This is a genomic window from Catenulispora subtropica (assembly GCF_039531675.1).
In the GTDB taxonomy this organism is placed as follows: Bacteria; Actinomycetota; Actinomycetes; order Streptomycetales; family Catenulisporaceae; genus Catenulispora; species Catenulispora subtropica.
The window spans coordinates 59033-74414 of the sequence record NZ_BAAAQM010000002.1 but is presented as its reverse complement, the minus strand read 5'-3'; the positions used below and the strand labels follow the sequence as shown (position 1 = coordinate 74414).

Sequence of the window (15382 nt, the reverse complement as noted above, 5' to 3'; positions counted from 1 at the left end):
CCGCACCGTTCCCCTAGTCGACCCCTCGTGGATAGCCGTCCACCACGCATGAGGCATGAAAAAACGCGACGGACCGGCAGCGATCATAGCCGCCGCCGGCCCGTGAAAGCCGTCTCGCCGTCGCCCGGCGCAGCCGCTCAGACCTCGAGCAGCTCCGACTCCTTGTGCTTGAGCAGCTCGTCGATCTTCGCGGTGTGCTTCTGCGTCAGCTCGTCGAGGTGCTTCTCCGCGCGGCGCACGTCGTCCTCGCCGGCCTCGCCGTCCTTGGCCAGCTTGTCCAGGGTCTCCTTGGCGTGCCGGCGGATGTTGCGGATGGAGATCTTGGCGTCCTCGCCCTTGCCGCGCGCCACCTTGATGTACTCCTTGCGGCGCTCCTCGGTCAGCTGCGGGAACACCACGCGGATCACGACGCCGTCCGAGCTCGGGTTCACGCCCAGGTCGGAGTCGCGGATCGAGCGCTCGATGGCGCCCAGGGCCGACTTGTCATACGGGGAGATGACCACCATCCGCGCGTCCTGGACCTGGAAGGAGGCCATCTGGCTCAGCGGCGTCGCGGTGCCGTAGTACTCCGCGGTCAGCTTGTTGAACATCGCCGGGTTGGCGCGGCCGGTGCGGACCCCCGACAGATCCTCCTTGGCGACCTCGACGGCCTTGTCCATCTTCTCCTCGGCTTCGAGGAGGGTCTCATCGATCACTTGGGGGCTCCCTAGAAGTCTTCGCGCTCTGCCGTGTTCAGTACAAAGCTCAAGCGCAGCTTAGTGCGTTTCGGCGGCCACGGCCCCTACGCATACCCCGGGTCGCCGACTCCGCAGGAGGTGGAACCGGGTGACGGGTGGGGGGTGGGGACCCGTTCGATGCCGTCGGATCTAATGCGTCGGGCCGATGACCGTGCCCAGCTTCTCGCCGCGGATGGCCCGTGCGATGTTGCCCGGCTGCAGGCCGAACACCACGATCGGCATCCCGTTGTCCCGGCACAGCGACACCGATGTGGCGTCCGCGATCTTCAGGTTGCGCGCCAGGAACTCATCGTAGGAAAGCGTGTCGTACTTGACCGCGTCGGGGTTCTTGTTCGGGTCGGAGTCGTACACGCCGTCCGTGCCTTGCTTCGCCATGAGGATGCTCTCGGCGTGGATCTCCAGCGCGCGCTGGGCGGCGGTGGTGTCCGTGGAGAAGTACGGCATGCCGGCCCCGGCGCCGAAGATGACGACGCGGCCCTTCTCCAGGTGCCGGATCGCGCGGCGCGGGATGTAGGGCTCGGCGACCTGGCTCATCGTGATCGCGCTCTGCACCCGGGTCGGGATGCCGACCTTCTCCAGGAAGTCCTGCAGGGCCAGGCAGTTCATGACGGTGCCGAGCATGCCCATGTAGTCGGCGCGGGAGCGCTCCATCCCGTGCTGCGAGAGCTCGGCGCCGCGGAAGAAGTTGCCGCCGCCGACCACCACCGCGACCTCGACGCCGCCTTCGGCGACGACGTCCGCGATCTCCTTGGCGATGCTCTTCACGACCTCCGGGTCGACGCCGATCTGGCCGCCGCCGAACACCTCGCCGGAGAGCTTGAGGAGGACTCTGCGGTTCTTTTCGTCACGCGAAGGAACCGCCGCCGTGTCGGTTTCCTTATTGGTTTCCTTCACAGCAGCGGCTCCTTCGTGCGTAGCTATTTGGTGCTCTTTAGTTTTTCAGGTCCGGGTCAGCCACCGACGCGGAACCGCGCGAAACGCTTCAGGGAAACGCCCGCCTCGTCCAGGACCTTCGCGACCGTCTTCTTCGGGTCCTTGGCGAACGCCTGCTCCAGGACGACGTTCTCCTTGAAGAAGCCGTTGACGCGGCCCTCGATGATCTTCGGCAGCGCGGCCTCCGGCTTGCCCTCCTCGCGGGAGGTCTCCTCGGCCAGGCGCTTCTCGGTCTCGACGATCTCCGCCGGGACCTCGTCGCGGGTCAGGTAGGACGGCGAGAACGCGGCGATGTGCTGCGCGACGTCCTTGGCGACCTCGGCGTTCTCCTTGTCCAGCTCGACCAGGACGCCGATCTGGGCCGGGATGTCCGGGGAGGTCTTGTGCAGGTAGGAGGCGACGAAGCCCTCGTGGTACTGCGCGAAGCGGCGCAGCTCGATCTTCTCGCCCAGGGTGGCGTTGGCCTCGTCCAGGAAGCTCTGGACGGTCTTGCCGGGCTCGAGCTCCGAGGCCAGCAGCGCGTTCACGTCGGCCGGCTTGGAGTTCACGACGTGCGCGAGCACGGTGGCCGCGACGGTCTGGAACGCCTCGCCCTTGGCGACGAAGTCGGTCTCGCAGTTCAGCTCGATCAGGGTGCCGGACACGCCGTCGACCGCGGCGGTGACCAGGCCGTTGGAGGCCGAGCGGCCCTCACGCTTGGTGACGCCCTTGAGGCCCTTGACGCGCAGGAACTCGACGGCCTTCTCGATGTCGCCGTCGGTCTCCTCGAGCGCCTTCTTGCAGTCCATCATGCCGGCGGCGGTGAGCTCGCGGAGCTTCTTGACGTCGGCGGCGGTGTAGTTCGCCATTGTTAGTCCTTAAGGAGTGGATCGGCGGGGATGCCGGGCGGGGTGGCCGCCCGGCGTCCCACGGCGGAGTTCAACCTCGGTTGCCCTCGGGAGAGCGGGACTAGGCCTGCTCGCCCTCGGCCGGAGCCTCGGCGGCCGGCTCGGCCGGAGCCTCGGCGGCCGGAGCCTCGGCAGCAGCCGGAGCTTCGGTCGCGGCCGGAGCCTCGGCCGGGGCCTCGGCAGAGGTCGCCTCGGCGGCCTTGGCGTCGTCCACGGCCAGCAGGTCGCGCTCCCAGTCCGCCAGCGGCTCGTCAGCGGCCACGGTGCCGGCCTCGACCGGGGCGTCCTTGCTGCCGGCGCGGGCCATCAGGCCCTCGGCGACGGCGTCGGCGACCACGCGGGTCAGCAGGGCGACGGAGCGGATCGCGTCGTCGTTGCCCGGGATCTTGTAGTCGACCTCGTCCGGGTCGCAGTTGGTGTCGAGGATCGCCACGACCGGGATGCGCAGCTTGCGCGCCTCGCCGACGGCGATGTGCTCCTTCTTGGTGTCCACGATCCACACCGCCGACGGGACGCGGGACATGTCCCGGATGCCGCCGAGGGTGCGCTCCAGCTTCTCCTTCTCGCGGCGCATGACCAGCAGTTCCTTCTTGGTCATCCCGGAGGCCGCGACGTCGTCGAAGTCGATCTCCTCCAGCTCCCGCAGGCGCTGGATCCGCTTGTAGACGGTGCTGAAGTTGGTCAGCATGCCGCCCAGCCAGCGGTGGTTCACGTAGGGCATGCCCACCCGGGTCGCCTGCTCGGCGATGGCCTCCTGGGCCTGCTTCTTGGTGCCGATGAACATCACCGTGCCGCCGTGCGCGACGGTCTGCTTGATGAACTCGTAGGCGCGGTCGATGTACGACAGCGACTGCTGCAGGTCGATGATGTAGATGCTGTTGCGCTCGGTGAGGATGAAACGCTTCATCTTCGGGTTCCAGCGCCGGGTCTGGTGCCCGAAGTGCACGCCGCTCTCCAGGAGCTGACGCATCGTGACGACGGCCATGCCGTGTCCTCCTTGGTCGGTTCTCGGTTCGTCCTGGTGACCGGCTCCCCGACCGCGGGAGGACCCGCCGACGGGAAGGCCCGGGGCGCTGTACCGCTCTGCCGGGCTTGCGCTGGGAGGGCGGACCGAGGCGCCTCGGGGTCGTTCGGCCTTGCGGCTGGACGACTGCCGGACACGCGAAGTCAGCCGAAGAGGTCTCCGGCTGCTGAGGAAAGTCTACCTGGCCGCGGGGATGAGTTTCCCCACGCGGCCAGGAACCGAGTGGACACGGCGAGTGAGCGGGCCCTGGCGGCCTACGCCGGCTCGGCGATGGTGATCGCCGGACTGTAGACGGTCAGCGGGTCGTCGTTGGAGATGCTGATGGCGTAATCGGAGCCGGCGGGCACCTCCGGCACTTGTATGGTGACCTTCTTCTTGGCCGGGTCGACCCCCGAGGCCAGCATGAAGAAGGCCAGCTGTCCGAAGTTCGCACCCGACTGGTCCCCGGTCTGCCGCACCAGCGAGACCTCCAGCCGCCCACTGACGTCGCCGAGCAGGTCCCAGGTGACGTCGATCTCCTCGGCGGGCGTCCACACCGCGTCGTCACCGGGGTAGGTGATCTCCAGCCGGTCCGCGTTCGGGTACGCGGGAGAGGTCGGATGCATGAGCACCTCGTCGACCTTCGCGTCCAACTGCTCCAGCTTCTTGCCCAGGCCCATCGACAGCCTCGTTTCTCGCGCTCAGCGCTTCGGGGGATCCGGACCGGTTCTCCGGCCCTGCCACCGACGCTAAGTGGGGCGATTGCTCACCGCGCGTCCGAATTAAGCCTTGTGTGTCTGCGGCTACCTCATGCCCCACACCGGCAACAACCGCACCGGCCCACGCTCCAGCAGTGCGGACGGGTCGAGGTAGCGCTCGGCGTGACCGAAGCCCCGGACGAGACCCCAGTGCAGGCAGGTGCGGGGCGCACAGTGACTGGCTGCGGAGTCGACAAGATGACCGATGAGCTCCCCGACATGGACCTTGTCGCCGACTTTGACGCTCGGGTCGACGGGCTCGTAAGTGGTGCGGAGCGTGTCCCGGCCGGGCGCCGTGTGGTCGACGGCGACGACGGGACGGCCGAAGAGCACGCCGGCATAGCTGACGGTGCCGGCACCGGCGGCGAGCACCTCCTGCCCGGAAGCACCGAGCAGGTCCACCCCGCGATGCCCGGACTGCCAGCGCTTGGCGGGCGGCTCGAAGCGCCGGACGACAGTCGGCTTGGCCGCCCCGGGCGGCGGAACAAGGGGCCAGGTCCACGTCTGGTGGCGACCTGGCTTCCCGGCGGCGGCGACGGGAACCGCCGCGGGGAGACGCGGGCCGGAGTGCGCCAGCGCCGGAATGGCGAGGGACAGCCCGGCGGTGACGGCGGCGAGCGCCAGGATCTTGATAAGGCGCATCGGGCCAGGATGGCGGCGGGGCGGGGGCGGTGTCACCGGTTCGGGGGAGGATGCCACGCTATCGGCGGATATGCAGGATTATCTGAGGTCTTGCATGCGTTGGGCAGCGCACCGCGCCCTTATGAGACCGGGACCGGCTTCGCCGCGCTTTTACGAGACCGGCTTCGCCCGCTGGCGCGTCGTCCCGCCGGGCTGCGGACGCAGCTGGCCGGCCTGGGCGTTCATGGCCTGGGTGTGGCGCCGGGCAGAACCGAGGCCGCCGAACAGGACCATGGAGACCGCGGTCTCCGTCACCTCGACGGGGTCGGCGCCGAGGGATATCCGCTTGGCGGCGGCGTCGACCGTGCCCTGGACCAGGGAGGCTGCCAGGCGAGGTTCGGGGTGGCCGAGGGCGCGCAGGACACCGATGCCGAGGTCGAGGAGCCAGCCGTGGGCGGCACGGATGCGGTCGCGGGCGTCGCCGTCGAGTTCCTGGCCGGACAGGGCCAGCAGGGCCCGGTGGCCGGGCTCGGAGACCAGGCCCAGCTGGCGGCGGACGTACGCGGCGAGCTGGCGCTCGGCGGTGGTCTCGGCGGCCATCGCGGCCCGCACCTCCCCGATCCACGCCGGGAACTCGTGCGCCACCAACGCCTCGATCACGTCGGCCCGCGACTTGAAGTACTCGTACACGCTCGACCGGGCCAATCCCGTCGCCTTGGCCAGCGCCGGGAACGTCAACGCGGCCACACCCCCGCCCGCCACCAGATCCCGCGCCGCCTCCAGCAGAGCGCGGCGCTGCATCTCCCGGTGCTCGACGACGGTGGCGGCACGGATCCTCGGCATGCGCACTAAGGTGCCGCCTCGGAGCCCCGCTCCACAAGCCGGGCCTGAGGAACCGTCCGGTGAAGGTCCTACTCCTTCGCGGACAACTTCCCGCGCAACGTCAGCACCGCCTTGGTGTGGATCTGGCACACCCGGCTCTCACTGACCCCCAGCACCTCACCGATCTGCGCCAGCGTCATGCCCTCGAAGTAGTAGAGCGTCACGACCGTCTTGTCCCGCTCCGGCAGCGAATTCACCGCCCGCGCCAACAACGCCCGCGTCTCCTTCCCCTCGAACAACGCCACCGGATCGGGCGCGTCCCCGTCCTCCAACGTCTCCATCAGCGGAATCCGGTCCCCCGACTGCGTCGGCAACGCGAGCAGCTCATCCAGCGCGGCGACGTTCACCAACGAGAGCTTGCTGAAAATGCCCCGCAACTCGCCGAGCCCGATCCCCAGCTCCTTGGCGATCTCCGCCTCACTGGGCGTCCGCCCGAACTCCTGCTCCAACCGCACCGAAGCCTGCTCGATCTCCCGCGCCTTCTGCCGCAACGACCGCGGAATCCAGTCCAGCGCCCGCAACTCGTCGATGATCGCCCCGCGAATACGCGCGATCGCGTAGGTCTCGAACTTGACGTGCCGATGCGGCTCGAACCGCTCGATCGCGTCGATGAGCCCGAAGATCCCGGACGAGACGAAGTCCGCCGAGTCCAACGCCCCGGGCAGACCCACGCGCACCCGCCCGGCGACGTACTTGACGAGCGGGGAGTAGTGAAGGATCAGGCGCTCGCGGAGGGCGGGGTCGGCGGTGCGTTTGAAGTCGTCCCAGAGGGTGTCGAGGGCGGTGTCGAGGGGGGTGGTTGTCGGGCGGGGGTCGGGCGCCGGGCGGGAGTCGGTCGCCGGGCGGGAGTCGGTCGCTGCTCCCGCATCGGTCGCCGACGCGGGAGCCGACGCGGCAGCAGCGGGCGCCGGGTCGGGTTGCGCGGCGGGGGCGGCGGTCGGTTCGGCGGATTGCGCGTCGGCGGCGGGTGAGGCAGTGGCCGATGCGGAAGCGCTCAGGTTGGCGGTCGGTGATGCGGCAGGTGCTGATGCGGAGCCGCGCAGGTCGGTGGTCGGCGCGGTGGGGTGCGGCGAGGCGTCGGCGGCCAGCGGAACGGCGTGCGGCGATCCGGCGGCGCTTGCGTCGGCGGCCAGCGGGACAGCGTGCGGCGATCCGGCGGCGGTGGCGTCGGCGGCCAGCGGAACAGCGTGCGGCGAGCCGGCGGCGGTGGCGTCGGCGACCGAAGGGGCAGCACTCGCGTCGGCGACCGAAGGGGTGGCGGGGATTTCGGCGGGCGGCGTGCTGGGGGCTGAGCGCGTGCGGTCCTTCGGGATGCCGGCTGCGGGCCCGGGGCCGGTGCTCTCCCCCGGGGCCGCGGAGCGGGGCCTCGGGGCAGCCGCGACCGGTGGCGCCGCTTCGGCGACGCCGGGGGCCGCTGCGGGTGCCTGGTCGAGGACGCTGTCCTCACGCCCGCGGGTGGGACTGGGCATACCGTGCCTTGATCCGCTCTGCCGTCACATGGGTGTAGATCTGGGTTGTTGCGAGCGTAGCGTGACCGAGGAGCTCTTGAACGTCACGAAGATCCGCGCCCCCCTCGATCAGGTGAGTCGCGGCGGTGTGGCGGAAGCCGTGGGGGCCGGTGTCCGGCGCGTTGGGGGTGGCGCGCAGGCGGCGGTGGACGAGGCGGCGGACCACCGCGGGGTCGATGCGGGAGCCGCGGGCGCCGAGGAAGAGGGCGGCGGGGGTGGGCGCGCCGGGGTGGGCGCCGCTTGTGGCGGCGTTTGTGACAGTCTTCTGGTTTCCCCCTCCCCCACCCACCCGCCCGGCAAGCACAACTCCGCGCGCGTTCTCACCCAGCCACGCCCGCAACGCCCGCTCGGCGGGCACCCCGAACGGCACCACCCGCTCGCGTCCGCCCTTGCCGGCCAAGCGCACGGTGCGGCGTTCGAAGTCCACGTCCCCCACGTCCAGGGCGCAGAGCTCCGAGACGCGGGCCGCTGTCGCGTAGAGGAACTCCAGGATGGCCAGGTCTCGTAGTGCCAGGGGGTCGGCGGTGGCCGCGTCGGCGGCTGCTGATGTCAGGGTGTCCGACATCTGACGTTGGGACAGGACCGCCGGCAGGGGTGAGCGTGGCTTCGGCGTCGCCAGGCGGGCCAACCCGGGGACTGACGCCTGGCGGCCCCAGGCCCGGACGGCCGCGGTGCGGCGGGCGAGCGTGGCGCGCGCCGTGCCCGCACCCGCCGACTCGGCGAGCCAGGACCTTGCGACGTCCAGTCCGACGCCCTCCGGACCGTGGACCTCCGCGCGCTCGGCGAAGGCGAACAGATCCGCGACGTCGGCCAAGTAGCCACGCACCGTGTGTGGGGACAACCTGCGCGCGCGCAGCTCGTCCTCGAAACGGTGCAGGGCCGCCTGGTACGCGTCGTCCACGTCACCAGCCTACGTCGGATGACGCTCGCTAAGCAGGTCGGCGAGCCGGGGAAACCCCGCCGGGGCCCGGGCCGCGCCAGGTCACGGAAACGACGTACGGAATCCGTACCGGGCGCGGCGCGGTCAGCGCCTGGCTGGAGCGGAAGGGTCGGAGCCGGGGACCGGTGAGCATCGCCTCCTTGATCGGTCGTCGAGGACGGTTGGTCGAATGCTGAGTCGTTCAGGGACGTCTGCGGGCCGACCACCCCCTCTCGTCGCGGATGACCCAGCCGGCCGCGGCGAGGCGGCTGAGCGCGGCATGGACGACGCGGGGTTCGAGCCCTGCGGCCAGCGCCGCTTCGACGGTGTCGAGGGCGTCGCGTCCCTCCGCGGGCAAGGCGTCCAGGACCCGGGCGGCGACCGGATCCAATGCGTCCCGGGGGCGTCGCGAGGCGGGACGGTTCCAGGCGGGCTCGGCCAGGTCGGCGCCGAGGTCGCCGAGGTGTTCGACCACTTCGGCGGCGCTGGTGACGAGCAGGGCGCCGTCGCGGATCAGCTGGTGCGTGCCCTCGGAGGCCTCGGACGTCACCGGGCCGGGCACCGCCAGCACCGGACGTCCCAGTTCGTCGGCGAGGCGAGCGGTGACCAGCGACCCGCTGCGCGCCGCCGCCTCGACGACGACAGTGCCGCAGCCGAGGGCCGCGATGACGCGGTTGCGGTCGAGGAAGCGGAACCGGCTGACGGTGGTGCTGGGCGGCAGCTCGGAGACCACCAGACCGTCGGCCGCGATCGCCCCGATCAGGGCCTCGTGGCCGCGGGGGTAGACCAGGTCGATGCCGCAGGCCAGAACGGCGACGGTGACACCGCGGGCCGCGAGGGTTCCGCGATGCGCGGCACCGTCGATCCCCCGGGCCGCGCCGGAGATGACGGCCCAGCCGCGCTCGGCGAGTCCGGCGGCCATCTCGCCGGCGACGTGCATGCCGTAACCGGTGGCGATCCGCGCGCCGACGATGGACACGCCGCGAACCGAGGCGGCCGTGAGGTCGGCGTCGCCGAGGAGCCAGAGGCCGAGAGGCTTGGCGTCGCCGAGGTCGTCGAGCGCCGGAGGCCAGTCGGGGTCGGCGGGGATGAGGTAGCGAGCGCCGCTTTTCCCCGCGACGGCGAGGTCGGATTCGGGGTCGGCGCGGTAGCAGCGGGTCTGGAGGGTGTGGGCGCGGTCGACCAGGCTCTCGCGGTCCGCGGCGGAGGTCTCGTCGTCGGCGGGAAGAAGGTCCGCGGCGTTGCCGGCGAGGATCGCCGACGCGACAGTGGGGGCCCCGAAGCGCTCGACGAGGCGGCAGAGCAGGGCGTCTCCGGGTTCGGCGGCGTGGTGGAGGATCAGGCGTGCGTTGCGGTCCGCCGCGGTGGGATCGCGCGGGGCGTCTGTGGCCAGCACTGGTTCCGGTACGCGGCTCACAGCGGCGGGCTTGAGGTGGTGAGCCGATGCGGGATCGAGGAGTTGGCCGGACTCCGGGTCGGTGGGGGCGACCTGGTCTTGCGGCGAAGGCGGTGGAGCAGAGTCGGTCTCCAGGTCGGTGCGGGCGACCTGGTCTTGCGGCGAAGGCGGTGGAGCAGAGTCGGTCTCCAGGTCGGGGGCGGAGGCAGAGGCGGAGGCGGAGGCGTTATCAAGGTCAGTGCGGGGGTCGGCGTCGTCGGCGGCCGCTGCGTGACGTGCGACGTGCTGCGCGGCTGGAGCAGGCTCTGCTGGAGAACCGCATAACGGCAGCGCTGCGAACGCCGTGGAGGCGGCGCGCGTCGCATACGGCCTGGTGATCGACGACGTGCCGAGGTCCTGCAGGGCATCAGGGGTCGGCTCGGCGGCAGGTGTCTCCTCGGGTGGGTCGCTGTGGCTCGGGGGCAGGGTGGCGAGGGCGTTCATGGTGGGCTCCAGGGTCGGGGTCAGGCCGCCAGTTGGCCGGGCAGGCCTTGGCGGAAGGCGAGGGCGATTCCCACCTCCTCGGGACCGGGACGAGGGCGTGCGGTGAGATCCGCCAAGGTCCAGGCGACGCGTAGCAGGCGGTCGTAGCCCCGGGCGGTGAGCGTGCCGTTCTGATAGCGGTGCTCGATGTCGGTGATGCTGTCGGCGGCGGGCGCGAAATCGGAGCGGAGGGCGCTGCCGGGAATCTGCGCGTTGGTGCTCCACGGCTGGTCGGCGAAGCGATGGGCGGCCCGGTCCCGGGCCTCCAGGACCCGGTCGCGGACCGAGGCGCTCGACTCGCCGGGCTCGGCGCCGAACAACTCGGCGCGGCCGACGGGGTGGATGGCCAGGCGCAGGTCCATACGGTCGAGGAAGGGGCCGGAGAGCTTCTGGGTGTAGCGGCGTCGGGCGTCGGGGGTGCAGGTGCACTGGCCGCCCGCCGTGCCGGCGCGGCCGCACGGGCACGGGTTCATGGCCGCGACCAGCAGGAATCGGGCCGGGAAGACGACGGTCCCGCTGGCGCGGGCGATGACGATCTCACCCGCTTCCAAGGGTTCCCGCAGTGCTTCGAGGACGGCACGCTGCATCTCGGCGATCTCGTCGGCGAACAGCACGCCGCGGTGGGCACGGCTGATGGCGCCGGGCACGACGCGCGTGCTGCCGCCGCCCACCATGCCGGCGACCGTGCAGGTGTGATGCACGCTCTGGTAGGGCGGATCGGTGATCAGAGGGCGGTCACGGGGCAGGGTGCCCGCGATGGAATGGAGTGCCGACACCTCCAGCGCAGCTTGCTCGTCGAGCGGCGGGAGGATCGAGGGGAGGCGTTCAGCCAGCAGGGTCTTGCCTGCGCCGGGAGCTCCTGCGAGCAGCAGGTGGTGGCCGTTCCCCCGGGAATTGCATCGAATGCATGATTAACCGAGGCCTGACCTGCTGGCCTGCGGCGACAGCTCCGGCGTCAGCGATCGACCGTAAGCCCCTGACGAGCCGCTTTGCCAACCGCCTCGCATCTGATGCACGATTCTAGCGTCTAGCGAAGGCGGGTGGGGATGGTTCGGGTCGACGACAGCGAAGCCTCAGCACGCATGGTGCTGCACTCCGGCGTGACCTTCCTGCATCCCGAGGACGCCGTGTTCGAGGCGATGCTGACCGGCTGGGAACGGCAGCAGCGCGGCGGTCGGCGGCTCCAGAAGAAGACGATCGACAATCGAACTTCGGTGATCCGCCGGTTCATGGACTACACGAACGAGTACCCGTGGCGCTGGTCGGCACAGGACATGGACGAGTGGATGTCCGAGCTGGTCGCGATCAGCGGCCGCGCCGAGTCCACGATCCGCAACTTCCAGGGGGCGATCAGGCAGTTCTGCGACTTCATCACGTCGCCCTACTACGGCTGGGCCGCCGAGTGCGAGACGCGGTTCGGTACGCACCCGGTGCAGATCGCGCATGAGTGGAACACCGTCGCCCACCTCGTGGATTACGAGGGCAGCCCGAACCGCCGGCCGTTGACCAAGAAGGAGTGTCAACGCCTGTTCGACTACGCCGACGAGCAGGTCACCAAGGCAATCCGGCTGAAGCGCAAGGGAGCGCTGGCCCGCTACCGCGACGCGACCCTCCTCAAGCTCATCTACGCATGGGGGCTGCGCTGCAACGAGGCGTCGCACCTGGAGGTCACCGACTTCTTCCGCAACCCCAAGTCTCCTGAGCTGGGAGGCTTCGGGACGTTGCAGGTCCGCTGGGGCAAGCGGACCAAGGGCTCGCCGCCGCGGCGCCGACCCGTTCTGACGGTGTTCCCCTGGGCGGCGGTCGCCGTCGAGGACTACCTGGAGAACGTCAGACCCCTCTACAAGACAGCGGAGGACAAGCCGCACCTGTGGTTGACCGAGCGCGGCGGCCGCCTCCAGAACGACAGCATCCAGACCCGGTTCGCCGAATACCGCGACGCGCTGAAGATGGACAAGTCCCTGACCCCCCACTGTCTGCGACACGCTTATGTCACGCATCTGATTGAGGACGGCACCGATCCGAAGTTCGTACAGGAGCAGGTCGGGCACCTCTACGCCTCCACGACGGCGATCTACACCGGCGTGAGCGGCGACTTCATGAACACGATGATGCGCAACGTCCTGGACCGTGAGCTGGCCAAGAGCTTGGAGACGAGATGACCGCGAAGCTGGACTACCGATGGCGTCTGCGCGAGGTGATGGCGCAACGCGGGATGTTCTCGACCACCGACCTGCGTCCGCTACTGGCCGACCGCGGCATCGAGCTGTCGGCCAGCCAGACCTACCGCCTGGTCGCCGAGAAGCCCGAGCGGTTGAGCCTGAAGACCCTGATGGCGCTGCTGGACATCCTCGGCTGCTCGATGGAGGAGCTGATCGAGCCGGTCGCGGAGGCACGTCGCAGCCGGCGCACCGCTTCCGGGGAGACCGCCGAGACGCCCACAGGCCTGGGCTCCCTGCGTCCGAAGCGGGCGCAGATCTTCTTAGAAGATCAGTAGCTGCATGCCGGACCAGCACCAGGATGCACCGTGGTTCGCCACCCACCCGGTCGAAGCGATCGCCGACGCGGTGCTCGGCGTCGACGGCTCGCTCACCGCGAAGCACGTCGAGACGCTCATCGTCGAGACGGTACAGCTGAAGGCCGATCAGCGCAGAGTCGCCAAGGCGCTGGCCGAGGACCCGAGCCTGTTGACCTCCGGCCGGCCCGCGGGCCCGCGGTCCCTCCAGCGCCTGATCAACGCCCTGCGGGCTGCCGGAGCCGAAGCGGTCGCCCCGCAGCGCTGCGCGCGATGCGACAAGGTCAAACCGCTGCTCAACGGCCTGGACGAGAACGGCCTGAGGATCTGCCCCTACTGCGAGATGCTGCGCGCCGCCGCCGCCGAGCCATGCGTGATCTGCGGCTCGACCAGGCAGATCGCCAGCCGCGACCGGCACGGCGGGGCTCGCTGCTCCAAGTGCCCCGACGACCTCGGCGGGCAGGACCCGGTGGTGCTGATCTGCGACCTGCTGGAGCGGATCGACCTCGGCCTAGACCGCGACGACGTCGCGGCCGCGGCCCGCAAGGTCGCCAGCAGGCCCGCCTACCAGCGCGAACTGTATTGGGCGCTGGACGCGGACCTGTCGTTGCTGACCGGGAATGCGGACAAGGCACCCCCGAAGGTCATCGCCTTGATCGAAGAGCTTCGAGCCCGCGGCACCGAAGCCGTCTGGGTCCCGCCCTGCCCGACCTGCGGCCGGCACAACAAGCTGTCCCACCGCCACACGAGCGGCCTGCGGATATGCCGGGTCTGCTACAACCACAACCTGCTCGCGGAATGCTCGCGCTGCGGACAGCTCAAGCAGGTCTGCGCCCGCACCCTCGATGAGGAACCTCTCTGCCACGGATGCCACCGCGCCGACCCGCTCAGCCACGAGCAGTGCAGCGGTTGCGGCAAGACCGCCTTGATCGTCCGGCGGGAGGGCGATCGTCGCTACTGCGGCACGTGTTTCCGCGCTCCTGAGGACACGTGCACGATCTGCGGACGCGTCCGACAGTGCTACTTCGCTGGCACCGACCAGGCCCGATGTGAGAGTTGCAGCGGCCAGTTGAATCCCGAGGAGTGCTCCGGCTGCGGCCGAATGCGGCGCGTCAGCCGCCGCCTACCGGACGGGGGCGGACTCTGCGGACGTTGCGCTCTTCCTGAGGGGGTCTGCGAGGTCTGCAACCGGACCGCGAAGCTCAAGGGCTACTCGCCGGAGGGCAGGCGCTGGTGCTCCAGTTGCAGCTCCAAGGAGCGTCGCGGACGCGAGGGCGACTGCGCCGAGTGCGGACGCCACGGCCGGATCCACCGATTCAGCCTCTGTCACTCGTGTTCTTATGCCGCCGGACTGCGCGAACTGCTCAGCGGCTCTGACGGCACGCTGCGCCCTGACCTGGAGCCGATCCTGCGCGCACTGCACCGCGGCGACCCCGTCTCCGGCCTGAACTGGCTGACGAACCGCGCCCCCAAGACGCTGCTCCCCCAGCTCGCAGCCGCCACCGGCCCCGTCACGCATGAACTGCTTGACAGCCTCGGCCTGAGCCGAGCCGTCGCCCACATCCGAGCGGTCCTGGTTACCTCTGGTGTCCTGCCGCAGCGGGATGAGCACCTGGCCCGCCTGGAGCGGTGGCTCGGCGAAGCTCTGCGCCAGGTCGCCGACCCCGCTGAACGGCGCGTCGTCAAGAGCTTCGCGACCTGGCACCACTTTCGACGTCTGAGACGAGTCGCTGAAGCCGGGCCCGTGACCTACTCGCAGGTCAGCGTTGCTCGCCGGGATATCCAGGCCGGCATCGCGCTCCTGCGCTTCCTCCGCGCCCGCGGCACCAGCCTCGCCGCAGCCACCCAGACCGAGATCGACATCTGGCTCGACGGAACCAGCTGGATACGCCACCTGGCACGGAACTTCGTGGTCTGGGCAGTCCGGAACCGTCACGCCTCCGGAATCGACATCCCGCCCACGCTAAGCGACCTGACGACGGTCGTCATCGAGAACGACCGGCGCTGGAAGCTCGTCCGCCGCCTGTTGGATGACGATCAGATCGACCTGGGCACCCGCGTCGCCGGCCTGCTGCTGCTGTTGTTCGCACAGCCGCTCTCGCGGATCTCCCAGCTCCGCATCGAGCAGGTCGGCCACCACGACAACGGCGTCACCCTGGCCATCGGCGAGGTTCCCTTGCGACTCCCGCCGCCGCTCGACCAGCTCGTCGAGGAACTGGTTCTACACCGACGCGGCTACACGACCAAGGGCGGCGACTACTCGAACCCGTGGCTGTTCCCCGGCGCACTCCCCGGCCAGCCGCTGACCGCCAAGCGGCTCATGCACAGGCTCCAACCCCTTGGGATCCACGCGCGGCCCGCCCGCAACACGACCCTGTTCGAGCTGTCCGCCGAGCTCCCGGCCGTCGTCGTCAGCCGGCTGCTCGGGCTGAACATCGACACGGCCGCCAAGTGGAACCGCCGCGCCGGCGCTACGGGGGCCGCCTACGCCGCCGAACTCGTCAGACGGACCAGCCAGGGAGACATCCCGATGGGCCGCCGCAGCCCGGACCAGCAGTGACGGGTCCAAGACCGCCAACAGCGAGCCTCAGAGACCCTTCGGGCATGGCGGGTTCAGATCGACATGGCAGAACCTTCAGCAGTTTTCACGAACACCCGACGATGTCACCAGAACTCGATATCCTGTGAGTCACCCGACTCT

Annotated in this window: 13 protein-coding genes and 1 pseudogene; 3 read left to right on the top strand and 11 right to left on the bottom strand. The window is 70.2% G+C overall.

The genetic code is table 11. The features are described from left to right. Nucleotides 1-137: 137 nt before the first annotated feature. From frr to ABD466_RS02425, 11 genes and pseudogenes are all read right to left on the bottom strand, one after another. Complete coding sequence (frr, locus tag ABD466_RS02475; protein ID WP_344655240.1) at nucleotides 138-695, bottom strand: ribosome recycling factor; 558 nt, start codon at nucleotides 693-695, stop codon at nucleotides 138-140. Nucleotides 696-866: 171 nt separating this feature from the next. Then, entirely contained in the window at nucleotides 867-1631 is a 765-nt protein-coding gene (gene pyrH / locus ABD466_RS02470; protein ID WP_344655239.1) for a UMP kinase, read from the bottom strand. Nucleotides 1632-1687: 56 nt separating this feature from the next. Next, nucleotides 1688-2518, bottom strand: coding sequence for a translation elongation factor Ts (gene tsf / locus ABD466_RS02465; RefSeq protein ID WP_344655238.1), 831 nt, complete (start codon nucleotides 2516-2518; stop codon nucleotides 1688-1690). A gap of 100 nt (nucleotides 2519-2618) precedes the next feature. After that, complete coding sequence (gene rpsB / locus ABD466_RS02460) at nucleotides 2619-3542, bottom strand: 30S ribosomal protein S2 (RefSeq protein ID WP_344655237.1); 924 nt, start codon at nucleotides 3540-3542, stop codon at nucleotides 2619-2621. Between the two features lie 293 nt (nucleotides 3543-3835). Further along, a complete protein-coding gene (locus tag ABD466_RS02455) occupies nucleotides 3836-4240 on the bottom strand; it encodes a Ser-Thr-rich GPI-anchored membrane family protein (RefSeq protein WP_344655236.1) in 405 nt (134 codons plus the stop codon). Between the two features lie 123 nt (nucleotides 4241-4363). Further along, a complete protein-coding gene (locus ABD466_RS02450; RefSeq protein ID WP_344655235.1) occupies nucleotides 4364-4960 on the bottom strand; it encodes a M23 family metallopeptidase in 597 nt (198 codons plus the stop codon). Between the two features lie 249 nt (nucleotides 4961-5209). Then, nucleotides 5210-5782: pseudogene (locus tag ABD466_RS02445) on the bottom strand (TetR/AcrR family transcriptional regulator); the annotation flags it as partial. 68 nt (nucleotides 5783-5850) lie between these two features. After that, nucleotides 5851-6819 (bottom strand): RNA polymerase sigma factor WhiG, encoded by a 969-nt coding sequence (gene whiG / locus ABD466_RS02440; protein ID WP_344655452.1) that lies wholly within the window; start codon nucleotides 6817-6819, stop codon nucleotides 5851-5853. Between the two features lie 445 nt (nucleotides 6820-7264). After that, a complete protein-coding gene (locus ABD466_RS02435) occupies nucleotides 7265-8230 on the bottom strand; it encodes a tyrosine-type recombinase/integrase (protein WP_344655234.1) in 966 nt (321 codons plus the stop codon). A gap of 220 nt (nucleotides 8231-8450) precedes the next feature. Then, nucleotides 8451-10127: a DNA-processing protein DprA gene (gene dprA / locus ABD466_RS02430; RefSeq protein WP_344655233.1), complete on the bottom strand. Its 1677-nt coding sequence runs from the start codon at nucleotides 10125-10127 to the stop codon at nucleotides 8451-8453. A gap of 20 nt (nucleotides 10128-10147) precedes the next feature. After that, on the bottom strand, nucleotides 10148-11035 hold the full coding sequence (locus ABD466_RS02425; protein WP_425558527.1) for a YifB family Mg chelatase-like AAA ATPase: 888 nt from the start codon (nucleotides 11033-11035) through the stop codon (nucleotides 10148-10150). Between the two features lie 177 nt (nucleotides 11036-11212). Between ABD466_RS02425 and ABD466_RS02420 the strand changes: the two genes are divergently transcribed. From ABD466_RS02420 to ABD466_RS02410, 3 genes are read left to right on the top strand one after another with little or no spacing between them, the layout of a single operon-like run. Next, on the top strand, nucleotides 11213-12328 hold the full coding sequence (locus ABD466_RS02420; RefSeq protein WP_344655232.1) for a tyrosine-type recombinase/integrase: 1116 nt from the start codon (nucleotides 11213-11215) through the stop codon (nucleotides 12326-12328). Beyond that, a complete protein-coding gene (locus ABD466_RS02415; RefSeq protein WP_344655231.1) occupies nucleotides 12325-12663 on the top strand; it encodes a helix-turn-helix domain-containing protein in 339 nt (112 codons plus the stop codon). The genes ABD466_RS02420 and ABD466_RS02415 overlap by 4 nt, the downstream gene beginning before the upstream one ends. 4 nt (nucleotides 12664-12667) lie before the next feature. Beyond that, nucleotides 12668-15241: a hypothetical protein gene (locus ABD466_RS02410; RefSeq protein WP_344655230.1), complete on the top strand. Its 2574-nt coding sequence runs from the start codon at nucleotides 12668-12670 to the stop codon at nucleotides 15239-15241. Nucleotides 15242-15382: the final 141 nt, after the last annotated feature.

Excerpts from the sequence above, each read along its gene's own strand:
- ABD466_RS02450 (WP_344655235.1), bottom strand. The coding sequence starts at position 4,960 with ATGCGCCTTATCAAGATCCTGGCGCTCGCCGCCGTCACCGCCGGGCTG.
- ABD466_RS02420 (WP_344655232.1), top strand. The coding sequence starts at position 11,213 with ATGGTTCGGGTCGACGACAGCGAAGCCTCAGCACGCATGGTGCTGCAC.
- ABD466_RS02455 (WP_344655236.1), bottom strand. The coding sequence starts at position 4,240 with ATGGGCCTGGGCAAGAAGCTGGAGCAGTTGGACGCGAAGGTCGACGAG.
- tsf (WP_344655238.1), bottom strand. The coding sequence starts at position 2,518 with ATGGCGAACTACACCGCCGCCGACGTCAAGAAGCTCCGCGAGCTCACC.
- ABD466_RS02415 (WP_344655231.1), top strand. The coding sequence starts at position 12,325 with ATGACCGCGAAGCTGGACTACCGATGGCGTCTGCGCGAGGTGATGGCG.
- rpsB (WP_344655237.1), bottom strand. The coding sequence starts at position 3,542 with ATGGCCGTCGTCACGATGCGTCAGCTCCTGGAGAGCGGCGTGCACTTC.
- ABD466_RS02410 (WP_344655230.1), top strand. The coding sequence starts at position 12,668 with ATGCCGGACCAGCACCAGGATGCACCGTGGTTCGCCACCCACCCGGTC.
- dprA (WP_344655233.1), bottom strand. The coding sequence starts at position 10,127 with ATGAACGCCCTCGCCACCCTGCCCCCGAGCCACAGCGACCCACCCGAG.